Genomic DNA, 22,212 nt, shown 5'->3' with positions numbered 1-22,212 from the left:
CAGCGCCCATCGGCCCGTCTTTACCGGCGCCTATCCTCGATTGCATGGGCGCCAAAAAGGTAGACCTCACGCGGCTGGCCGCCGCCTTGGCCGATTATCCCTTCGCCTACCTGATCACCGTCGATGACGACTACCGCGCGCACACCGTGACCGTCGAGCCGGTACTGCGCGGGGTCGTCCTCGACGTGGGGCTGGTCGGCGGAGGAACCCGCAAGAACCTGGCGCAGCGCCGCGACGTGACGCTGCTATGGCCCGCGCGTGAGCCCGGCGGCTATTCGCTGATCGTTGACGGCAGCGCTGAAGTAGCACAAGCCGGTGAGGAGACCGTCCGTCTGGGGGTGGTGCCCACCCGCGCGCTGCTGCACCGCGAGGCCGACCCCGACTCCCCCGCAGCGGCCAAAGGCTGCCGCCACGACTGTGTGGTGTTCTCGGCGCCGTAGCGTGCCCTGCGCGCGTGTCCAGTCTGCGGCCATTGCGTCGAAACTGCGGTGGGCGTCTAGGTTGGCCCGGTCCTGCAGCCGGGTACGCAGTCTCGGCGCGCGAAAAAGCCCGGCCTGCAAAAGCAGGCCGGGCTTTTCGTACCGGGACTTAGAAGTCCATGCCTCCCATGTCGCCGCCACCGGGCATGGCGGCCTTTTCCTTCTCGGGCTTGTCGGCGACGACGGCCTCGGTGGTCAGGAACAGCCCCGCGATGGACGCCGCGTTCTGCAGCGCCGAACGGGTTACCTTGACCGGGTCGGCAACGCCGGCCTTGAGCAGGTCCTCGTACACACCGGTCGCGGCGTTGAGGCCATGCCCCGCGGGCAGGTTACGGACCTTCTCGGCGACCACGCCGGGCTCCAGGCCCGAGTTGAACGCGATCTGCTTCAGCGGGGCCTCCAGCGCCACCTTGACGATGTTTGCCCCGGTGGCTTCGTCGCCCTCGAGCTTGAGCTCGTCCAGCGTGGGCGCGGCCTGCAGCAGGGTTACGCCGCCGCCGGCGACGATGCCCTCCTCGACGGCCGCCTTGGCGTTGCGCACCGCGTCCTCGATGCGGTGCTTGCGCTCCTTGAGCTCCACCTCGGTGGCGGCACCGGCCTTGATCACCGCAACACCGCCGGCCAGCTTGGCCAGGCGCTCCTGCAGCTTCTCGCGGTCGTAGTCGGAGTCGCTGTTCTCGATCTCGGCGCGGATCTGCGCCACCCGCCCGGCGATGGCGTCGGAGTCACCGGCGCCCTCGACGATGGTGGTCTCGTCCTTGGTGACGACGACCTTGCGAGCCTTACCAAGCAGGCTCAGGTCGGCGTTCTCCAGGGTCAGGCCGACCTCCTCGCTGATCACCTGACCGCCGGTGAGGATCGCCATGTCCTGCAGCATCGCCTTGCGGCGGTCACCGAAGCCGGGCGCCTTGACCGCCACCGACTTGAAGGTGCCGCGGATCTTGTTGACGACCAGGGTGGACAGCGCCTCGCCCTCGACGTCCTCGGCGATGATCAGCAGCGGCTTGCCGGCCTGGATGACCTTCTCCAGCAGCGGCAGCAGGTCCTTGACGGTGGACACCTTGGAGCTGACCAGCAGGATGTAGGGGTCCTCCAGAACTGCTTCCTGACGCTCGGCGTCGGTGACGAAGTAGCCGGAGATGTAGCCCTTGTCGAACCGCATACCCTCGGTGAGCTCGAGCTGCAGGCCGAAGGTGTTGGACTCCTCGACGGTGATGACACCCTCGTTGCCCACCTTGTCCATCGCCTCGGCGATCAGGTCGCCGATCGACTGGTCACCCGCGGAGATGGCCGCGGTGGCAGCGATCTGCTCCTTGGTCTCGACCTCCTTGGCGCCCTTGAGCAGCGTCTCGGTGACCTTCTCGACTGCCTTCTCGATGCCGCGCTTCAGGCCCAGTGGGTTGGCGCCGGCCGCGACGTTGCGCAGGCCCTCTTTGACCAACGCCTGCGCGAGCACAGTGGCCGTGGTGGTGCCGTCGCCGGCGACGTCGTCGGTCTTCTTGGCGACTTCCTTGACCAGCTCGGCGCCGATCTTCTCGTACGGGTCCTCCAGTTCGATCTCCTTGGCGATGGAAACCCCATCGTTGGTGATCGTGGGGGCGCCCCACTTCTTCTCCAGGACGACGTTGCGACCCTTGGGTCCCAACGTCACCTTTACCGCGTCGGCGAGGGCATTGAGGCCCCGCTCGAGGCCGCGACGGGCCTCTTCGTCGTACGCAATTGTCTTGGCCATTGCGAAGTGATTCCTCCGGATTGGGAATGAAACTGGGGCCGCCGGGTGACGACCACCCCGTTACTTACGCTGGCCGGGCGCAGTGCCCGCGACGGACGATCGCAGCTGTTGCGGCTGGACCTCACCGTCCCGACCTAGCACTCGCCGGTGGAGAGTGCCAACGTCATTCTTAGCACTCGCCCATGCCGAGTGCAAGGAAGGGGTCGGTGATCGATTCCGGCAGCCTTCGCGCCCCGCATCACCTACTGGATCCAGTAGTCGCCGGGCACCATGGCGCGGGTGCGCTCGAAGAACGTCCGGCCGCTGTAGGGCAGTTGGGTGACGACCTTCCCGCTGGGATGCCGGAAGTAGTTGGCACACGCCAGCCACACCTTGCCTTCCATGGCGGCCTGGATCTCGTCGTTGTAGCGCCGCTGCGCCGCGGGCGTCACCTCGACGGTGCGCGCCCGGCGGCCGGTCAGCACGTCGAGGATGTGGCGGATGAAGGTCGTCTGCGCCTCGTGGATGTAGATGATCGAGTTGACCCCATTGGTGTTGGGGCCGTAGAGCATGAAGAAGTTCGGATACCCGGCGACCAGGGTGCCCAGATACGCCTCCGCGCCGTCGCGCCAATCCTCGCGGAGCCGACGGCCGCCGGTCCCGTAGACGTCGATGCTGGCCAGGTAGTCGGCGGCGTGAAACCCGGTGCCGTAGATGACGGTGTCGACGCGATGTTCGACGCCGTCGACGGTGCGCACGCCGTGTTCGGTCAGTTCGGCGATAGCGGTGGTTTCCAGGCTGACGTTGGGCAGCGAAAACGTGGGGTACCAGTCGCGCGACATCAGTGGCCGTTTACAGCCGACCGGATAGTCCGGAGTCAGCTTGGCGCGCAGTTCGGGGTCGGCCACCTTGCGCAGCAGGTAGCCGCGGGCCAGTTCGGTTGCCTCCCTGGTCTGCGCCGCGTCGATGTCGAAGCTGGACGACTCGTAGGAGTCGAAGGCCTCGTCGCGAAGTTTCCGGGCGGTGGCCGGGTCGCGCTCGAACAGCTCCTGCTGCTCGGCGGTGAACGGGATGTCGAATCGCGGGGAAATCCAGATCGGGGTCCGCTGGAACACGGTCAGGTGCGCGGCCTGCGCGGCGATCGCCGGCACGTACTGGATTGCGCTGGCGCCGGTGCCGATGGACGCCACCCGCTCGCCCGCCGTCGACTTGGTGTGATCCCAGCGCGCCGAATGGAACTGCCGGCCGCGAAACCGTTGCGCCCCTGGGATATCCGGGATGTTGGGCACGTCGAGCATCCCGACGGCGCTGATGAGGACGTCGGATTCATGCCGGCGGCCGTCGTCGGTGGTCAGCATCCAGCGCTTGCGGGCATCTGACCAGCGTGCCGTGGTGACCGCGGTGTTGGGCCGCAGCTGGGCCTGCAGTCCGTAGTCGGCAGCGACCTTCTCCAGATAGGCCAGGATCTCCGGCTGGTTCGCGTACGTCTTACTCCAGCGCGGGTTGGGCGCGAACGAATACGAGTACAGGTGCGACGGCACGTCACAGGCCGCGCCCGGGAACGTGTTGTGCCGCCAAGTGCCGCCGAAGCCTTCGGCGCGGTCGAAGATGGTGAAGTCGTACCCGCCGCCGGCGAGTTGGATGCCCATCGCGATGCCGCCGGCGCCGGCTCCGATCACCGCGACCCGCGGCTTCAGTGCCATTGCGCGAAATAGGGTCGTTCCGGCCGGCTCTTCTCGACCAGAATGAACACCACTCCCCACGGGTCGGCGAACCACGTGGTGCGGACCCGCGCCACCTCGGCGATCCCGTCGACCAGAAAGCGCACCCCTTTGCTTTCCAGGTCGGCGCGGGTGGCGTCGAGATCGTCGCAGATCAACGCGACGTGCGTCAGGCCGTGATCGCTCAGGGCCGCCGCGGCCCGTTGATCGGAACCTTCGACGTTGAGGTACTCGATGACCTCGAGGACGCGGTCGCCGTCGCCGGGCAGGCCGACGATCGCCGCCTTCATCGTGGGGTCGGACACCAGCTCGCCCATGTCGTCGCGAATGGCGTTACCGCCGATGACGAACGGTGGCGAGAGCACTTGCAGGCCCAGTACCTCGCGATAGAACGCCACCGCGGCCGCACAGTCGGGTACGCAGATGCCGGTGTGCGCCAAACCGGTAATCACGTTCTCAACTTTACTCAGGCCGTAGCGCCGGGCGCCGCCGTTGACGCCACTGAGTATCTTGTGCCCCATGACCTCTGACGTCTCGAAAAACGCCACGGCGAACCGCAAGTGGTCGCGAGCCGACATCCCGGATCAAAGCGGCCGGGTGGCCGTCGTCACCGGCGCCAACACCGGCCTGGGCTACCACACCGCCGCGGCGCTGGCCTTCCGTGGCGCGCACGTGGTGCTGGCGGTACGCAACCTGGAGAAGGGCAACGCCGCCCTGGCGCGCATCGTCGCCGCCGCGGGCCGAAATGCCCAGAAAGTAGACGTCACGCTGCAGCAGCTCGACCTGGGCTCGCTGGGTTCGGTGCGCGCCGCCGCCGAGGCGCTGCGTTCGGCGTATTCCCGGATCGACCTGCTGGTCAACAACGCCGGGGTGATGTGGACGCCCCGGCAGGTCACCGAGGACGGGTTCGAGATGCAGTTCGGCACCAACCATCTCGGTCACTTCGCGCTGACCGGCCTGCTGCTCGACCGGCTGCTGCCGGTGCGCGGTTCGCGGGTGGTGACGGTCAGCAGTCTGGGCCACCGGATTCGCGCCGCGATCCACTTCGACGACCTGCAATGGGAACAACGCTACGACCGCATCGCCGCCTACGGCCAGTCCAAACTGGCCAACCTGCTGTTCACCTACGAGTTGCAGCGCCGGCTGGCGGCAGATCCCAAGGCCGCCACCATCGCCGTCGCCGCCCACCCGGGCGGCTCCAACACCGAATTGGCGCGCCACCTGCCGCGGATTGTGCGACCGCTGTCCAACATCTTCGGGCCGGTGCTGTTCCAGAGCGCGGAGATGGGTGCGCTGCCGACACTGCGGGCCGCCGCCGACCCGTCCGTCAAGGGCGGGCAGTACTACGGTCCCGACGGTTTCGCCGAGCAACGCGGCCACCCCAAGCTGGTGCAGTCCAGCGCTGCCTCACACGACGAGGAGCTGCAACGCCGGCTGTGGGCGGTCTCCGAGGAACTGACCGGCGTCCACTTCCCGGTCTAGCGACCATAATGGCCGGGTGCGATCAGTAGCAGAACACCAGTTCATCGTCACCGACATGATCCGAGCACGTCCGGCGGTGACGGTTGCGCTCAGCGAAGCCCAGGGCCTGGTCCTGGCCGGCGACGTGATCGCTCCGCTGTCGCTGCCGGTGTTCGACAACTCGGCGATGGACGGGTACGCGGTTCGCGCCGAGGACACCGCGGGCGCGACGGCCGAGCATCCGGTGACGTTGCCGGTGGCCGAGGACATCCCAGCCGGGCGCACCGACGAACTGCGGCTGGCACGCGGCACCGCGCACCGCATCATGACGGGCGCGCCAATGCCGTCCGGTGCCACGGCTGTCGTCCCCGTCGAAGTCACCGACGGCGGGGTGCAGACGGTGGCGATCCGACAGCGGGCCATGCTGGGTAAGCACATCCGGCGCGCCGGCGAAGACGTCGCCGCCGGCACCACCGTGCTGCACGCCGGCCAACATGCGACGCCGGCCGCGCTCGGTTTGGCCGCGGCCCTGGGACTGCCCGAACTGACCGTGATTCCGCGCCAACGGGTGCTGGTGATCTCCACCGGATCCGAACTGGTGCCGCCGGGCAACCCGCTGCGGCCGGGGCAGATCTATGAGTCCAACGCCGTCATGCTGGCCGCCGCGGTGCGCGACGCGGGTGCCATGGTGGCGGCCACCGAGACCGCCGGCGACGACGTCGCGCAGTTCGCCGCGATCATCGAGCGCCGCGCGGCTGACGCCGACCTGATCATCACCAGCGGCGGCGTCAGCGCCGGGGCGTACGAAGTGGTCAAAGACGCCTTCGGGCGGGCCGGCGACCAGGGCGTGGAATTCGTCAAGGTGGCGATGCAGCCCGGGATGCCGCAGGGCGTCGGCGTGGTGGCGGGCACACCGATCGTGACCCTCCCGGGCAATCCGGTGAGCGCGCTGGTGTCCTTCGAGGTGTTCATCCGGCCGGCATTGCGCATGGCCATGGGTTTTCCCGATGCGTTCCGGCCGCGGCGGGCCGCGATGCTGACCGAGTCGGTGACCTCGCCGCGCGGCAAACGGCAGTTCCGGAGGGCGGTGCTGGACGCCGACAGCGGACAGGTCACCAGTTACGGCCCGCCGGCCTCCCACCATCTGCGCTGGCTGGCGTCGGCCAACGCGCTGCTGGACATACCGGAGGACGTCGTCGAGGTGTTCGCCGGAACCGAGGTGCAGGTCTGGGATCTGTCCTGATCTCAGTCCGCCGATCAGCGGCGGTCCCATCAGTTAGCCAGGGCCACCGGATCGACTCGGACACACCGCACGCCCGCCTTCCGTAAGATGACCGCGTGGCACGACGCCCCCGCCCTTCCGCTCAGGAGGGCACCTCCTTTCCGGAACCGACGTTGAGCCCGCAGCACCTGCTGGCGTTGGTGCGATCCACCGTTCCGCCGATCCACCCGGCGGGGCGGCCGTTCATCGCTGCCGGCCTGGCAGCGGCGTCGGCCGCGATTCTGGGTCAGGCCGCCACCGGACGTGATCTTCGCTGGCTGCGCCGGACGGGTCTGCTGGCCGCGGGTGCGTCTGCGGGCTTTTTCCGGCACCCCTCCCGGGTATCGCCGACCCGGCCGGGCGTCATCGTCGCGCCGGCGGACGGCGTGATTTGCGTGATCGACTCCGCGGCACCGCCCGCCGAACTCAGCATGGGCGCCGCACCGCTGCCCCGGGTCAGCATCTTCTTGTCGATTTTCGACGTCCACGTGCAGCGGTCACCGGTGAGCGGCGAAGTGATCGCCGTGCAACACCGGCCCGGTCGCTTCGGATCCGCTGACCTGCCCTCGGCCAGCGCCGACAACGAACGCACCAGTGTGCGGATCCGCACCTCTAGCGGCTCGCAGGTCTCAGAGGTCATAGTCGTGCAGATCGCCGGGTTGGTGGCACGCCGCATCGTGTGCGACGCACACGTCGGGGACAAGCTGTCGATCGGTGACACCTACGGCCTGATCCGGTTCGGCTCGCGGCTGGACACCTACCTGCCGCCCGGCGCGGAGCCCGTGGTCAGGGAGGGTCAGCGGGCGATCGCCGGCGAGACTGTACTGGCCGAGCTGCCATGACCACCAAGCCTCGGATCAGACGAGGGGTGAACCTGCATCTGTTGCCCAGTGCGATGACGGTGCTGTCCATCTGCGCGGGTTTGACCTCGATCAAGTTCGCCCTCGACCACAAGCCGATACCCGCGATGGCACTGATCGCCGTGGCCGCCATCCTCGACGCCCTCGACGGCCGGGTGGCCCGCATCCTGGACGCCCAGTCGCGGATGGGCGCCGAAATCGACTCCCTGGCCGATGCGGTCAACTTCGGCGTGACACCTGCGCTGGTGGTCTACGTAACGATGCTGTCCAAGTGGCCGGTCGGCTGGATGGTGGTGTTGCTGTATGCGGTATGTGTGGTGTTGCGGTTGGCCAGGTACAACGCGCAGCTAGACGACGGCACCTTGCCCCCCTACGCCAAGGAATTCTTCGTCGGAATGCCCGCACCGGCGGGCGCGGTGTCGATGATCGGTCTTATCGGCCTCAAATTGCAGTTCGGCGAGGGCTGGTGGACGTCGGTGTATTTTCTGGCCTTCTGGATCACCGGCACGTCGCTGCTCATGGTCAGTGCGATCCCCATGAAGAAGATCCACACCGTCGCGGTGCCGCCCAACCTGGCGGCCCCGCTGTTGGCGGTGCTGGCCATCGTGGCGGCCGCCTCCGTCCTGGCTCCTTACATCCTGATCTGGGTCATCATCATCTCGTACGTGTGCCACATCCCGTTCGCGGTACGCAGCAAGCGCTGGCTGGCCGAACATCCCGAGGTGTGGGGCGAAAAACCCAAGCAACGACGTGCCGCCCGGCGCGCGATCCGCCGAGCGCAACCGCACCGGCGGTCGATGGCGCGGCTGGGGCTGCGTAAGCCGGGCCGGCGGTTGTGACTCGTCCCGGTGATGCGTCGGCAACGCAGCTCACGCTGACTGCGCGGCTGAATACCTCGGCCGTCGACTCGCGCCGGGGTGTGGTGCGGCTGCACCCGAGCGCGATTGCCGCCCTGGGCATTCGGGAGTGGGACGCGGTATCGCTGACCGGGTCCCGAACCAGCGCAGCGGTGGCCGGCATGGCCGGCCCGCAGATTCCGGTCGGCACCATCCTGCTGGACGACGTCACGCTGTCCAACGCGGGAGTCCGAGAGGGCACCGCGGTGCTCGTCAACGCGGTCACCGTCTACGGCGCGCGAACGGTGACGCTGAGCGGCTCGACGCTGGCCTCTCAGTCGATCTCGCCGCTCACCTTGCGCCAAGCCCTGCTCGGCAAGGTGCTGACGGTCGGCGACGCGGTGTCACTGCTTCCCCGCGACCTGGGTCCTGGAACCTCCACGTCGACGGCCACCCGGGCATTGGCGGCTTCGGTCGGGATCAGCTGGACTTCGGAGCTGTTAACGGTGACCGGCGTCGATCCCGAAGGGCCGGTCAGCGTGCAGCCGAACTCCCTGGTGACCTGGGGCTCCGGGGTGCCCTACCGGGCGTCGACGGCCGCGGAGAAAGCCAGCGTCGCCACCCCGGAGATCCAGGTCGAAGAGCTCAAGGGCACCCAGCCGCAGGCCGCCAAGCTCACCGAATGGCTCAAGCTGGCGCTCGACGAGCCCCACCTGCTCAAGACTCTGGGGGCGGGCCCCAACCTGGGGGTGCTGGTGTCGGGTCCGGCCGGCGTCGGCAAGGTGACGTTGGTGCGCGCGGTGTGCGCCGGGCGCCGGCTGGTGGAGCTGGACGGACCGGAGGTCGGCGCGCTGGCTGCCGAAGACCGGCTCAAAGCCGTCGCCGCTGCCGTGAAGGCAGTCACGGCGGTGCGGGACGGCGGCGGGGTGCTGCTGATCATCGACGTCGACGCGTTGTTGCCGGCGACCGCCGAGCCGGTGGCCTCGCTGATCCTGGCCGAGTTGCGCACCGCGGTGGCCACCGACGGCGTGGCGGTGATCGCCACCACCGCCCGGCCCGACCAGATCGATGCGCGGCTGCGCGCACCCGAGCTGCTGGACCGGGAACTCGGTCTGCCGCTGCCCGACGCCGGCACCCGCAGGGCATTGCTGGAAGCGCTGCTCAAGCACGTCCCCACCGGCGACCTTGATCTCGACGAAATTGGTAGCCGCACACCGGGTTTCGTAGTTGCCGACCTGGCGGCGCTGCTGCGCGAGGGGGCATTGCGGGCCGCCTCGCGGGCCAGCGCGGACGGCCAGTCGCCGACGCTGAACCAGGAAGACCTGGTCGGCGCGCTGACCGTCATCCGGCCGCTGTCCCGCTCGGCCAGCGAAGAGGTCGCCGTCGGCAGCATCACGCTCGACGACGTCGGCGACATGGTCGAGGCCAAGCAGGCGCTGACCGAGTCGGTGTTGTGGCCGTTGCAGCACCCGGATACCTTCGCCCGGTTGGGGGTCGAGCCGCCCCGCGGGGTGTTGCTCTACGGCCCGCCCGGGTGTGGCAAGACCTTTGTGGTGCGTGCGCTGGCCAGTACCGGGCAGCTGAGCGTGCACGCGGTCAAGGGTTCCGAGCTGATGGACAAGTGGGTGGGCTCGTCGGAAAAGGCAGTGCGCGAATTGTTTCGGCGCGCCCGCGACTCCGCGCCGTCCCTGGTGTTTCTCGACGAAGTCGACGCGCTCGCACCTCGGCGCGGCCAAAGCTTCGACTCCGGAGTGAGCGACCGGGTGGTGGCGGCCCTGCTGACCGAGCTCGACGGCATCAACCCGCTGCGCGACGTCGTGGTGCTCGGCGCCACCAACCGGCCCGACCTGATCGACCCCGCGCTGCTGCGCCCGGGGCGGCTGGAACGCCTGGTGTTCGTCGAACCACCCGACGCGGCGGCGCGGCGCGAAATTCTGCGCACCGCCGGCAGATCGGTCCCGCTGGCCGCCGACGTCGACCTGGACGAGGTGGCCGCCGGGCTCGACGGGTACAGCGCCGCCGACTGCGTGGCCCTGCTCCGCGAGGCCGCCCTGACCGCGATGCGGCGTTCCATCGATGCCGCCGACGTCACCGCCGCGGACCTGGCCGCTGCCCGGGGAATCGTCCGGCCGTCGCTGGATCCGCTGCAGGTGCAGTCTTTGCGCGCGTTCGCCAAGACGTTGTGACGCCGCCCGGGGCCGGATGTTCGTCCTGCCCACCGCACTCGGAAATTCAGGGTGACCAGTGACCGGGAATGCCTGTCGACAAGTCGACTTGCGCAAGCCTTGGCTCTGTTCTCGGCCACACCACGCTCACCGAATCGATTGTCATGTCGCAGCATCGAGCGTGCGATGACGGCGTCGACTGTGCGCCCAGGGCGTCGACTGTGTATCCAGGGCGTCGACTGTGTATCCAGGGCGGAAGAAGTGCCCGATCACCGCCCTGGATGCAATATCGATGCCATAGACACACACTCGAAAACCCTCATGGCACACTCGGCGGCGCCAGGCTCCGACCCAACCGCGTCAGCAGGTGACAAAGGCGTTGCGCGCCTCAACTTGTCGCTCGAAGGCGGCTCGGCCAGGACTGCGCTGCGCGCGGTAACTGAATCAGCACCGCGCTACTCGGACAATTGAAATTCGACCATCGCGGCAATGGAATCCACCGCCTCCAGCATTGCGGTCAGCCGGTTGGCGGCCGTTGGCGCCGACAACACGGCGTAACGGTCGGCCGGTCCCATCGGTACTCGAGACGCCAACGTATACAAGAGTTTTCCAACCTCACCAGTGTCGTCGTACGTATAGCCCAGCACCACATCGCGATCCGGCAGGCGGACGCCGCGGACGGCCGCGATGCGCTGGAACAAATCCATGACCCGATTTTCAGCGTTGCGGAATTGGCTTTCCGTCACGCGATCTCCCGGTTCGTCCGGCCAAAGCACTACCCTCGCCCGCGGATAGGGATCGTCGGGTAGCCAGTCACACACCCGGATCCGCTCTCCTGTCCGGCAACGCAGTTGATAGCGACCCGCACCCTGATCGATGCATTCGCTGATGCTGGCAAGCGTTCCGACGTCATACCGGGAATCGCCGCCCCCCACTTCCCGCCCCCGCACGATGAGCACCACGCCAAACGGATCACCGGTGTCGATGCAGTGCCGCACCAGCGCGCTGTAACGCGGTTCGAAGATGCGTAACGGCAGCTCTTCGTCGGGCAGTAGCGCCGACTCGAGCGGGAACATCGCCAACTCGAACGGTTTTGTCGCCGTCATCCGACAGCCTCAAATGTCTAGTTCGGCAACCAGCGCATCGACGACGGCGCGCAGGTCGCCGTCATGGTCCTCGGCCACCCGCCGCTGCCGCTGATAGGAAGCACCCACCCGGGGGATATCGGCCACCGCGGCAAGCTCGTCGGCACAATTCAGCGACTTGGCGACCGGCTCCAGCCGGGTCAGCAGATCGTCGAGGTCCTCGGTGACCAGCCGCTCGTTACTGTCGGCGTCCAAGATGATCACAGCGTCCAGGCCGTAACGGGCGGCGCGCCACTTGTTTTCCTGGACATGCCAGGGGGGCATGGTGGGCAGCGTCTCACCGGCGTCGAGTCGGCGGTCCAGGTCGACCACCAGGCAATGGGTGAAGGCGACCAGCGCGCCGAGCTCACGCAAGTTGGAGATCCCGTCGCACACCCGCACCTCGATGGTGCCGAGATGTGGTGAAGGTCTTATGTCCCAACGGATTTCGTCCATGTGGTCGATGATGCCGGTCTTCTTCTGGTCGTAGACGAAGCCTTCGAACTCGGCCCAGGTCTGGAACTGGAACGGCAACCCGGCGGTGGGCAGCTGCTGAAACATCATCGCCCGGTTACTGGCATAGCCGGTGTCTTCGCCGCCCCACCAGGGTGAGGACGCCGACAGCGCCAGCAGATGGGGGTAGTAGTTGAGCAGCGACGAGATGATCGGCATCACCTTGTTGGCCGACGAGATCCCGACGTGGACGTGCACGCCCCAGATCAGCATCTGGCGGCCCCACCATTGGGTGCGCTTGATCAGCTCGGCGTAGCGTGGCGCGTCGGTGAGCTTCTGGGTCGACCACCGCGCGAACGGGTGAGTGCCGGCGCAGAACAGCTCCATACCGCGGTCCCGGACGATCCGGCGCGCTGAGCCCAGGGTGTCACGCAGATCCTGCATCGCCTCGGCGGCACAGTCACAGATACCGCTGACCACCTCGACGGTGTTGCGCAGCAGTTCCTTGTGGACGCGCGGGTTTTCACCGATCTCGGCGATGACCGCGGTGGCTTCGTTGCTCAGATCTCGGGTATGCGCGTCGACCAGCGCGAACTCCCATTCGACACCGACAGTCGGCCGCGGTGACGGGGCGAAATCGATGCGGGCATCACCTTTACCGGGCGCCCTGTTGACCGGCGAGCTAGCCGGCACCGATGACACCACACGCCACCCGCTTGCCGGCGTCACCGGTGGTCATCGTGGTCTGATCGGGCCCCGGGGTTCCGTTGGCCTGGGTGTAACGGTCCGCCGGGATGTTGGCGAAGTTGTCGGCACCGGCGTGGATGATGATCGCGGTTTTCTCGCCGCTCACCAGGTCGTCCATCGTGAAGGCATCGGTGGTGGTCACCAGCATGCCGCTGCCGTCACCGCGCACCTGCAGCGACGTCAAGTCACCATTGGATTGACCGGCCTTGGCACGCCCGGGCACCTGAAAGTGCCCGCCGGCGGATAGGAAGTCGCCGGGAGCGCCGCCGGACGGAGCGACCGAATTGGGCTCGCACTTGCCCGCCTGGTGGATGTGCACGCCGTGGAAGCCGGGCGCGAGGCGGCCGGTGCCGGTTGTCGCGATCGTGATGGTCGCGAACCCGTTGGCGAACTCGAACTTGGCGGTCGCCACCTCGGTGCCGTCGGGCGCCCGCAGCTGAGTGGTCAAGCCCTGTGCGCCGGGCACCCCCTCCTGATGGCCCCGGCCCTCCGACGGCGCGGGTGATCCGGTCCAGATCGACGGCGTGGTACCCGGTGTCGTCGAGGCGTGTTGCGGTGATGAGCACGCGCTTACCAGCGCGACGCAAACGGCCGCGGACAGGGTGGACAGGGTGGTGGCTACGACGTGGCGGTGACCGGCGGGCATAGACATAGCGGAGAGCCTAGCCTGGCGCCCCCCTTACTACCGAGCGGGTCGAAACGACCCGCTGGGAAGTCGGGCTCAACCCGTGACGAGGACGATGACGCCGGGCGGTTGGTCGGCAACTTCGGCGATGCGCCGCTCGACGGGCGCTCCCAGTTTCTGTCCCACCGCGTCCGCGGTGGCCCGCTCGCCCTCGGCGTCGCCGTAGTAAACGGTGGTGACGGAGACTTCCGACACGGCGAGGTTGGTGACCTCGGTCACTTTGAAACCGGCCGCCTTGAGTTGGTCCGCGGTACGCCCGGCGACTCCCTCTTTGCCGGAGATGTTGTATACCCGCACCTCGGCCTGGTTCGCCGCGGGCTTGGCGCTGGTCGAGGTGGGCGCGGTGCTGGTGGTCGTCATGCCGGCCACCGTCGACGAGTCGTCATCGGATTTCCCGGACGAACCCAGAGCCTGCCAGCCAAGCAGCAGGAAGATGATGCCCAAGAACAGCAGCACCATCACCATGGCCCGCAGGGGAAGCCCCGTAGAGTCGGGTACGCGCTCGTTCATCGAGCCCACTGTAGCCAGGAGTGGCCCGAAACCTGTAACGGCGCGTCAAAAAGGTGGACGGGTGTCAGGTCACCTCGAAGCCGAGGCGACGCGCCGCCCGCGCCTTCTGACGGCTAGCTCGCAGCCGCCGCAGCCGTTTCACCAGCATGGGGTCCGCGGCCAGCGCCTCGGGTCGGTCAACCAGCGCGTTGAGCACTTGGTAATAGCGTGTCGCCGACATGGAGAACAGCTCTTTGATCGCTTCTTCCTTGGCGCCGGCGAACTTCCACCATTGACGTTCGAAAGCCAGGATGTCGTGCTCGCGACGGGTCAGACCTTCGGCAATGTCAGAGTCGTCCCCCGCTCGATTTGCCCGCGCCATAGCGCCGTCCATATTGCTTCCCCTGGGCCCTTCCGGCGAATGCTCACTTAGCTCGAATGACTTGACCTACAAAGGCGCATGTTCCGGCGAATATTGAACCACGCCCGGAACTGTTGCCCGGTTACCCTGACCCGCGAGTCGGCCGATTGGGTGCATTGTCCTGCTTCCCGCCGCGCTGGCCGCATCGACCCGGTCACCGGCTCCGGGACGTCGTCGACCGCTGCGTCACATCGCCACACCAGCCACCGGCGGCACCGGTACCCCGCGCCGGCCCGCCTAAGCTAGCCGACCATGGCAGTCGTTCCTATTCGCATCGTGGGCGATCCCGTCTTGCACACTCCGACGAAGCCGATACCGGTCGGCGCCGACGGATCGCTGCCGGCCGATCTGCCGCAGCTGATCACCGACATGTACGACACCATGGACGCCGCGTACGGCGTCGGCCTGGCCGCCAACCAGATCGGCTACGGACTGCGGGTGTTCGTCTACGACTGCGCCGAGGACCGCGGCAAAACCGCGCGCCGCCGAGGGGTGGTCATCAACCCGGTGCTCGAGACGTCCGAAATCCCCGAAACCATGCCCGACCCGGATAACGACGAGGAGGGTTGCCTGTCGGTTCCCGGCGAATCGTTTCCCACCGGGCGGGCCAAGTGGGCGCGGGTCACCGGCCTCGGCGCCGACGGCACGCCGGTCGACATCGAGGGCACCGGCCTGTTCGCGCGGATGCTGCAGCACGAAACCGGGCACCTGGATGGCTTCCTGTACCTGGACTGTCTCATCGGCCGGTATGCCCGCAGCGCCAAACGGGCGGTCAAGTCACACGGCTGGGGCGTACCCGGGCTGTCGTGGCTGCCGGGCGAGGGGCCCGACCCGTTCGGTCACTGATGGCGATCTCGTGGCCGGACGCCGGGACGCGGGTGACGGTTCGCTACCGCCGGCCGCCCGGGTCTGTCCCGCCGCTGACCGACGCGGTGGGCCAGCTGCTGACCGTCGCCCCGACGGTGCGGGTGCGGACCAAGACCGGCGCGACGGTCGACATCGCCCCCACCGATGTCGTGGCGGTGCGGGTTCTCACCGATGCTCCGGTGCGCACCGCGGAGATCCGGGCCGTCGAGCACGCGGCCGCCAAGGCCTGGCCCGGTGCGCAACGCTGCTGGCTGGACGGCTGGCTGCTGCGGGCCAGCCACGAAGCCACTCCCGCCGATTCGGCAGTGCCGCTGGACATCTCGGCCCGAGCGGGTACCGTCCCCGCGATCGCCGACTGGTACCGGGCCCGCGGGCGCACGCCTCGGCTGGCCATCCCGGACCGGCTGCTGCGCCAGCCGACCGGATGGGTGCCCGAACACACCGAACGCCTCCTGGTGCGCGACCTGATGCGCGATGTCGGCGACGCGAGCACCCGCCCGACCGACCGCTTGATCATCGTGTCCGCCCGTCCCGACGACACCTGGCTGCGGCTCGACGACCGCCGGATACCCGTTGACGTCCTAACCGCCGTCGACGACGGTGAACTTGCTTTCGGCAGCTACCCCGGGGTGGCCGCGCGCGCGGCCGTCACCGACGCGCCGGACGGCACTCGGTGGGTGGGGCTGTGGGCAACCGGCGACCAGTCCCGCGCCGCGCCACTGTATGAAGCGCTGCTGGCTTGGGGCGCTCGGCGCGGCGCGACCCGCGCCTACCTGAGCGTGCCGGGCGCCGGCCCGGCCCAACCCCTGGGTTTCGGGCTGCACCATCGCCGCCGCTACCTGCGGCCACCCGATAGCCTCTAGCCATGCCCGAGGGCACCATCCGGCTGGCCACTTGGAACGTGAATTCGATTCGCACCCGCCTGGACCGCGTCCTGGACTGGCTTGCCCGCGCCGAGGTCGACGTATTGGCCATGCAGGAGACCAAGTGCGCCGACGGACAGTTCCCCGCGCTGCCACTGTTCGAACTCGGCTACGAGGTCGCACATGTCGGTTTCGATCAATGGAACGGCGTGGCAATCGCATCGCGGGTCGGTATCGACGATGTCCGGATCGGCTTCGACGGCCAACCCACCTGGAGCCGTAAGCCGGAGGTGGCGGCCACGGCGGAAGCCCGCGCCCTGGGCGCCACCTGCGGCGGTGTCCGGGTGTGGAGCCTGTACGTGCCCAACGGTCGCGCCCTGGGTGATCCGCATTACACCTACAAGTTGGATTGGCTTGCGGCGCTAAAGAATACGGCTGAAGGCTGGTTACGCGACGATCCCGCCGCCGCCATCGCGCTGGCCGGTGACTGGAACATCGCCCCGACCGACGACGACGTGTGGAGCACCGAGTTCTATGCCGGGGCCACGCATGTCTCGGCACCGGAGCGCAAGGCGTTCAATGCCATAGTCGAGGCCCAATTCGCTGACCTGGTAAGGCCTTTCGCCCCCGGACCGGGGGTCTACACCTACTGGGACTACACCCAGCTGCGCTTTCCGAAGCGGCAGGGAATGCGGATCGACTTCATCCTCGGCTCCCCCGCACTGGCGCGCCGCGTCGTCGACGCGCAGATCGTCCGCGAGGAGCGCAAGGGTAAGGCGCCCAGTGACCACGCGCCGGTCTTCGTCGATATACGCGACGACTCGACTACATAACCGGCAGACACTCTCCAGTCACTCTTCGTTGTCCTGGCGTTGGTAACGTGGCAGGCTTTTAGTAGACATGCGTGCTGTGAAGTGTGCGGCCCAGAGTAGATAAACGATTACAAGCCAGGGAGTCATCATGGGAGTCGTCGGCGGAGCGGTCCGCAGCGTTGGTCGAACGGTGAGTCAGGCCGCCACGGTGACCACGGCTGCCGCGGGCGCCGTCGGCGGCGCGGCGGTCAACGGCGTTGTCGGCGGCGTAAAAGGAGTCGCGGAGGGCGTGCAGCGCGGACTCAGCACCGGCACCAAGTCGACGCCGGCGGCCGCGTTGGCCATCGGCGCGCTCGGCGTCACCGGAATTGTCGAGTGGCCGATCCTGTTGGCCGTCGGGGGCGGCGCGTTGTTGTTGCGCCGGATGAACAAGAAACCCGGGGACTCCGGGCCGCCGGTGAAGGCGAAACTGACCTCGGTACCTAGCGAGTCCGAGCCGGAAAAAGCTCCACCGCAGAAGACAACCGCCAAGGCACCGGCCAAGAAGGCGAGCGGGCGCCGGGCAGGTAGCACCGAGCTGCGCAGCACCAACTGACGGCGGTGTTGAGCACCCGTTGAGCATTGCCAAGTCCATAACACGGTCTCTGCCGCTGCGCGCCCTCGCGACTGGCATTCAGGCGACCACCGCGCTTACCGTCGCATCGGTCACGGTCGCCGCGGACGTCGCCGAAACGTTGGGTAAGACGGCGGGTTCGGTCACCAAGGTGTGTTTCGAGGCGTGTTTGGAGGCCGGCACGGCGCCGCTGCGCGACGGGGCCAAGGCGGTTTCCGGCGAGCTGTCCCGCGAAACACTGAGCCGGCACTGCTGGCGCGGTGACGACCGCGCCTGGATCGAAGTGCGGGGCCTCGGCGACGACGGCGAACTCGGCCGCCTCGTGCTCGAATCGATACGGGCCCACCCCGGCGTGGCGTCGGCCGGCCTGAACTACCCGTTATCCCGTGTCGTCGTCGACATCGACGGGCCGGCGACAACGCTGCGGGAGCTGTGCCGCGTCGTCGCCGACGCTGAAAATCGTTACCGCTCAACGCAAGACAATTACCACCGCACACCCGCGGCCAGCCTGCCGGGCGATGGTGTGGTGCTGGCGACCCGGGCGGTGACCCTGGCCGCCAACGCCGCCGGGCTGGGCCTGGCGGTCGGTGGCCGGGCCCTGCGCTGGCCCCGATTGCCGAGCAGCCTGCTCGCGGGCGTGGTGGCGTTCGACTACCAGCCGCGATTACGCGGCCTGCTCGAAGACCGCATCGGCGCGGCCGCGACCGACACCGTCATGACCTTAGCCGTCGCCGCGGCAGAGACACTCACGCAGGCGCCGGCGTCGTTGTCGGTGGGCCTGGTGATGCAGACGCTCAAAGCCGCCGAATCCCGTGCCGCGGCGCGGGCCTGGCACTACCACGAACCACTGTTGGCGCGGCATGCGGACCAAGCCCCGATCGAGCCCGTCCGCCGGCCCGCGCCTACCGTCGAGCGCGCTACCGGTCGTTTTGCGCTCATCCAGGCGATCAGCGCCGGTCTGGTCGGCGCCAGCACCCGCAACCTGGACATGGCCGCCACCGCCGCGCTGGTGGCCACCCCCAAGGCCAGCCGAACCGCACCAGAGGCGTTCGCCGCCGCGCTCGGGCAAGGGCTGGCCGATCGCCATCGGGTCTTGCCGTTGCGCCCGGAGGGCCTGCGCCGCCTGAGCAAGGTCGACGCGATCGTCGTCGACCCTCGGGTGTTGTGCACCGAAAAGCTGCGGGTGGCCCGCATCGCCGGCGCCGAGCAGGACGAGCTGTCGTCGGCCTGGAACCGCGCACAGCTGCTCCTGGAAAACAACGGTCTTCCTCCCGGCTGGCACCAGGTACCCGGAATGCCTTCCAGCACAAGGGCATCCAGTGTCAGAGCGCTTTTTCTGCCGGCCCACGACCCATTCGCCGCGGCCGTGGTCGCCGAGGCACATCGCACCACAGCGGAGCTGGTCTCGGTGGACGACGGCTCGTTGGGCGAGCTTCGGCCGGCATTCGACGATATCCGGCCGTTGCCGAACGGAGCGCAGAGCAGCTCGATCGACGACGCCCTGGCCGGCGCGGTCGCCGATCTGCAAAAGGCCGGCCGGACCGTTGCGGTGTTGTCTTCGATTGGCGGGCAAGCCATTTCGTCGGCAGATGTGGCATTGGGGGTATTGCCGCACGCCGCGGCGGGCCCGACGTGGCATGCCGACGTATTGCTGCCCGACCTCGCCGCCGCCTGGCGCATGATGCACGCAATTCCAGCGGCCCGGGAAGCACGTCGGCGGGGAATCGAAATCTCCGGTGGCGCATCAGCTTTGGGCGCATTGCTGATGCTGCCCGGGGTCCGTGGGCTGGGCCCGGGACCCGTGACCACCGGAGCGGCGGCGGGGATGCTGTCGGGATACCTGTTGGCGCGCAAGATCGTCGGGGCGCGGCCGCCGCGCCCGGCGGCCTTCCACGAGTGGCACGCGATGTCCCCCGAGCAGGTCCGTAAACTCCTGCCGTCACCGGATGACCCGGAGCAGCCGGCGCCGGAGCGCGCCACACTGGCCACCCGCGCCATCGCCGGCGGCATTCACACGGCACAGCGCGGAGCCCGGCTCACCGTGGGGCCCGCGCAGGCAGTCGGACAGTTCCTCGGCGCGGTGCGTGCGGAGTTGTCCGACCCGCTGACCCCCATGCTGGCGCTGGGCGCCACCGCCAGCGCGGTGCTGGGGTCGCCCGTCGACGCGGTGATGGTCGGCTCGGTGCTCACCGGTAACTCGGTACTCGCCGCGACCCAGCGGTTGCGCGCCGAAAGCCGTCTGAATCGCCTTCTGGCACTACAGGTTCCGCCGGCCAGGAAGGTGGTGGCCGGTCCGGACGGACAGCGGGTGTACCGCGACGTCATCGCCGAGCAATTGCAGCCGGGCGATGTCATCGAGGTGCGAACCCACGAGGTGGTCCCGGCCGACGCCCGGGTGATCGAGGAGGTCGACATCGAGGTTGACGAATCCGCGCTCACCGGCGAATCGCTGTCGGTGACCAAACAGGTCGACGCCACGCCGGGTGCGGACCTGGCCGAGCGCCGCTGCATGTTGTACGCGGGCACTACCGTCGTCGCGGGCACCGCGGTCGCGGTGGTGACCGCCGTCGGCGCCGATACCCAAGAACGGCGCGCGGCCGAACTCGTTTCCAGCGACCTGTCCAATGTCGGTCTGCAATATCAGTTGAGCCAGCTCACCAACCGGGCCTGGCCGGTCAGCATGACCGGCGGCGCCGTGGTCACCGGGCTGGGCCTGCTGCGTCGCCAGGGCCTGCGGCAGGCGGTGGCCAGCGGCATCGCGGTCACGGTCGCCGCCGTCCCGGAAGGCATGCCGCTGGTGGCGACGCTGGCACAGCAGGCGTCGGCGCGGCGGCTGACCCAGTTCGGCGCGCTGGTTCGGATCCCGCGTTCGGTGGAGGCGCTCGGCCGGGTCGACATGGTCTGCTTCGACAAGACCGGGACACTCAGCGAGAACCGGCTGCGGGTGGCCAAGGTGCGCCCGGCGCCCGGGTTCAGCGGCGATGAGGTGCTGCGCTGTGCCGTGCACGCCGCGCCGGCCACCAACGGCGGCCCACAGCTGCATGCCACCGATGTCGCCATCGTCGAGGCGGCGCCGTCCGGCGTGGCCGGCAACGGGGACCCCCCGGATGCTCACCTCCCGTTCCGCTCGGGCAGGTCGTTCTCAGCCTCGGTGTCGGGCACCGAGCTGACCGTCAAAGGTGCGCCCGAGGTGGTGTTGGCCGCCTGCGGCGCCGACGGCCCCGACATGGACCAGACGGTCGCCGGACTGGCCGCCGATGGGCTGCGGGTGATCGCGGTGGCGCGCCGGCAGCTCGACCCGCAGCAGGCCCGGTCGGTTCTCGACGACCCCGACGAGATCGCCCGCTTCTGTCGTGACGGCCTGTCCCTGGTGGGCTTCCTCGGGCTGTCGGACACCCCCCGCGGCCCGGCCGCCCAACTGCTCGCGGACCTGCACGAACACGGGCTCGACGTGCGGCTGATCACCGGCGATCACCCGATCACCGCCGCGGCGATCGCGCAGGAACTGGGTATGTCGGTGGCCCCGGATCAGATCATCAGCGGTGCGCAGTGGGATGCCTTGTCGCGCAAGGACCAGGAACAGGCGGTGGCCGAGCGGACCATCTTCGCCCGGATGACCCCGGAGAACAAGGTGCAGATCGTGCAGACGCTGGAACGCAGCGGGCGGGTCTGCGCGATGGTCGGCGACGGCTCCAACGACGCCGCCGCGATTCGGGCCGCCACCGTCGGGATCGGGGTGGTCTCGCACGGTAGTGACCCTGCGCGGGTCGCCGCCGACATGGTGCTGATCGACGGACGCATCGAATCGCTGCTTCCCGCCATCCTGGAGGGTCGTCAATTGTGGCAGCGGGTCCAGGCGGCGGTGTCGGTGTTGCTGGGCGGCAACGCCGGCGAGGTGGCGTTCGCCATCATCGGCAGTGCCATCAGCGGAACGTCGCCGTTGAACACCCGACAGCTGCTGCTGGTGAACATGCTGACCGACGCGTTGCCCGCCGCGGCGCTGGCGGTCAGCAAACCCCGCGACCCGGCCAGCCCGGACGCCCGCGGCCCGGACCAGCGCGCGCTGTGGCAGGCGGTCGGCGTCCGCGGGGCAACCACGGCTGCCGCGGCCACCGCGGCGTGGACCATGGCGAGGTTCACCGGCCTGCCGCGCCGCGCATCGACGGTGGGACTGGTCGCACTGGTCGCGGCGCAGCTGGGCCAAACCCTGCTGGACTCACATGACTGGCTGGTGGTGCTCACCGCGCTGGGCTCACTGGCCGCGATGGGAACCCTGATCAGCATTCCCCTGGTCAGCCAGCTGCTCGGCTGCACCCCACTCGGCCCGGTCGGGTGGGCACAGGGCCTGGGGTCGGCCGCCGCCGCGACCGCCGCGATGGCCGTTCTGAACCGCATTCTGGACAGTACGGATGCGGAACCGGATCCATCGGACCCGTCGGCACCCGAGCGGCGTACCCCGCCGGCACCGGGCGAGGGGCCGGCTTGCGCTCCACGATCTCCACGAACCCCACCCGCCACAGCAGCGCATAAAGCTCCCGCAACGGCACGCTCAGCACCGCGGCAATCGACGAAACCAGCGGATCGGCCAGGGCGTCGGTCGTCGACATACTCCCGACGGTGACCCTACGACACTGCTCGGCGGCA

At 68.6% G+C, this 22,212-nt stretch carries 19 protein-coding genes and 1 pseudogene; 11 read left to right on the top strand and 9 right to left on the bottom strand.

The features are described 5' to 3' along the window. Positions 1-44 precede the first annotated feature (44 nt). On the top strand, positions 45-440 hold the full coding sequence (locus tag B4U45_RS17485; protein WP_075546259.1) for a hypothetical protein: 396 nt from the start codon (positions 45-47) through the stop codon (positions 438-440). A 148-nt stretch (positions 441-588) separates the two neighbouring features. Here the strand turns inward: B4U45_RS17485 and groL are convergent, their stop codons facing one another. The 3 genes from groL to B4U45_RS17470 all read right to left on the bottom strand — a co-directional run bounded on the left by groL (position 589) and on the right by B4U45_RS17470 (position 4,363). Then, positions 589-2,211 carry a chaperonin GroEL gene (gene groL / locus B4U45_RS17480; protein ID WP_075546260.1) on the bottom strand — a complete coding sequence of 541 codons (1,623 nt, stop codon included), beginning with the start codon at positions 2,209-2,211 and terminating at the stop codon, positions 589-591. Between the two features lie 242 nt (positions 2,212-2,453). Further along, positions 2,454-3,893 (bottom strand): flavin-containing monooxygenase, encoded by a 1,440-nt coding sequence (locus tag B4U45_RS17475; protein WP_075546261.1) that lies wholly within the window; start codon positions 3,891-3,893, stop codon positions 2,454-2,456. Further along, the gene (locus B4U45_RS17470; protein ID WP_075546322.1) at positions 3,884-4,363 is read right to left on the bottom strand and encodes a VOC family protein; all 480 of its coding nucleotides are present in this window, start codon (positions 4,361-4,363) and stop codon (positions 3,884-3,886) included. The genes B4U45_RS17475 and B4U45_RS17470 overlap by 10 nt, the downstream gene beginning before the upstream one ends. Before the next feature lie 67 nt (positions 4,364-4,430). Here B4U45_RS17470 and B4U45_RS17465 point away from each other — a divergent pair, with 67 nt between their 5' ends. From B4U45_RS17465 to B4U45_RS17445, 5 genes are all read left to right on the top strand, one after another. After that, positions 4,431-5,393, top strand: a complete 963-nt coding sequence (locus B4U45_RS17465) for an SDR family NAD(P)-dependent oxidoreductase (RefSeq protein ID WP_075546262.1) — start codon at positions 4,431-4,433, stop codon at positions 5,391-5,393. 16 nt (positions 5,394-5,409) lie between these two features. Continuing rightward, complete coding sequence (gene moeA, locus B4U45_RS17460) at positions 5,410-6,615, top strand: molybdopterin molybdotransferase MoeA (protein WP_075546263.1); 1,206 nt, start codon at positions 5,410-5,412, stop codon at positions 6,613-6,615. 95 nt (positions 6,616-6,710) lie between these two features. Continuing rightward, on the top strand, positions 6,711-7,475 hold the full coding sequence (locus B4U45_RS17455; RefSeq protein ID WP_082275323.1) for a phosphatidylserine decarboxylase: 765 nt from the start codon (positions 6,711-6,713) through the stop codon (positions 7,473-7,475). Next, positions 7,472-8,332 (top strand): CDP-diacylglycerol--serine O-phosphatidyltransferase, encoded by an 861-nt coding sequence (gene pssA / locus B4U45_RS17450; RefSeq protein WP_075546264.1) that lies wholly within the window; start codon positions 7,472-7,474, stop codon positions 8,330-8,332. Before B4U45_RS17455 ends, pssA begins: the two co-directional genes overlap by 4 nt. Continuing rightward, on the top strand, positions 8,329-10,515 hold the full coding sequence (locus tag B4U45_RS17445) for an AAA family ATPase (RefSeq protein WP_122526365.1): 2,187 nt from the start codon (positions 8,329-8,331) through the stop codon (positions 10,513-10,515). The genes pssA and B4U45_RS17445 overlap by 4 nt, the downstream gene beginning before the upstream one ends. Positions 10,516-10,949: 434 nt before the next feature. On the opposite strand, the gene B4U45_RS17440 is transcribed toward B4U45_RS17445, so the two are convergent. From B4U45_RS17440 to B4U45_RS17420, 5 genes are all read right to left on the bottom strand, one after another. Beyond that, the gene (locus tag B4U45_RS17440; RefSeq protein ID WP_075546266.1) at positions 10,950-11,600 is read right to left on the bottom strand and encodes an LON peptidase substrate-binding domain-containing protein; all 651 of its coding nucleotides are present in this window, start codon (positions 11,598-11,600) and stop codon (positions 10,950-10,952) included. Between the two features lie 9 nt (positions 11,601-11,609). Continuing rightward, a complete protein-coding gene (locus B4U45_RS17435) occupies positions 11,610-12,773 on the bottom strand; it encodes a glutamate--cysteine ligase (protein WP_099185049.1) in 1,164 nt (387 codons plus the stop codon). Then, the gene (gene sodC / locus B4U45_RS17430) at positions 12,754-13,470 is read right to left on the bottom strand and encodes a superoxide dismutase[Cu-Zn] (protein WP_075546267.1); all 717 of its coding nucleotides are present in this window, start codon (positions 13,468-13,470) and stop codon (positions 12,754-12,756) included. The genes B4U45_RS17435 and sodC overlap by 20 nt, the downstream gene beginning before the upstream one ends. Positions 13,471-13,539: 69 nt before the next feature. Further along, the gene (locus B4U45_RS17425) at positions 13,540-14,013 is read right to left on the bottom strand and encodes a LytR C-terminal domain-containing protein (protein ID WP_075546268.1); all 474 of its coding nucleotides are present in this window, start codon (positions 14,011-14,013) and stop codon (positions 13,540-13,542) included. A gap of 64 nt (positions 14,014-14,077) precedes the next feature. Continuing rightward, positions 14,078-14,386, bottom strand: coding sequence for a nucleoid-associated protein NapA (locus B4U45_RS17420; RefSeq protein ID WP_023370272.1), 309 nt, complete (start codon positions 14,384-14,386; stop codon positions 14,078-14,080). A gap of 279 nt (positions 14,387-14,665) precedes the next feature. Between B4U45_RS17420 and B4U45_RS17415 the strand changes: the two genes are divergently transcribed. From B4U45_RS17415 to B4U45_RS30105, 5 genes and pseudogenes are all read left to right on the top strand, one after another. After that, complete coding sequence (locus B4U45_RS17415; protein WP_075546269.1) at positions 14,666-15,259, top strand: peptide deformylase; 594 nt, start codon at positions 14,666-14,668, stop codon at positions 15,257-15,259. Continuing rightward, complete coding sequence (locus tag B4U45_RS17410; RefSeq protein WP_083154428.1) at positions 15,259-16,143, top strand: N-acetylglutamate synthase, CG3035 family; 885 nt, start codon at positions 15,259-15,261, stop codon at positions 16,141-16,143. Before B4U45_RS17415 ends, B4U45_RS17410 begins: the two co-directional genes overlap by 1 nt. Positions 16,144-16,160: 17 nt before the next feature. Then, positions 16,161-16,976 (top strand): exodeoxyribonuclease III, encoded by an 816-nt coding sequence (locus B4U45_RS17405; RefSeq protein WP_176357533.1) that lies wholly within the window; start codon positions 16,161-16,163, stop codon positions 16,974-16,976. 127 nt (positions 16,977-17,103) lie between these two features. After that, the gene (locus B4U45_RS17400) at positions 17,104-17,550 is read left to right on the top strand and encodes a hypothetical protein (RefSeq protein WP_075546272.1); all 447 of its coding nucleotides are present in this window, start codon (positions 17,104-17,106) and stop codon (positions 17,548-17,550) included. Between the two features lie 733 nt (positions 17,551-18,283). After that, positions 18,284-21,898, top strand: a pseudogene (locus B4U45_RS30105) (HAD-IC family P-type ATPase); the annotation flags it as partial. On the opposite strand, the gene B4U45_RS29400 reads toward B4U45_RS30105, so the two are convergent. Further along, positions 21,861-22,175 carry an Rv1535 domain-containing protein gene (locus B4U45_RS29400; RefSeq protein WP_239988051.1) on the bottom strand — a complete coding sequence of 105 codons (315 nt, stop codon included), beginning with the start codon at positions 22,173-22,175 and terminating at the stop codon, positions 21,861-21,863. The pseudogene B4U45_RS30105 and the gene B4U45_RS29400 sit on opposite strands and share 38 nt — an antisense overlap. Positions 22,176-22,212 lie beyond the last annotated feature (37 nt).

The organism is Mycobacterium persicum, from assembly GCF_002086915.1.
GTDB classification, from domain to species: domain Bacteria; phylum Actinomycetota; class Actinomycetes; order Mycobacteriales; family Mycobacteriaceae; genus Mycobacterium; species Mycobacterium persicum.
The sequence above is the reverse complement of the archived record's forward strand: the minus strand, read 5'-3'. Positions and strand labels throughout refer to the sequence as shown.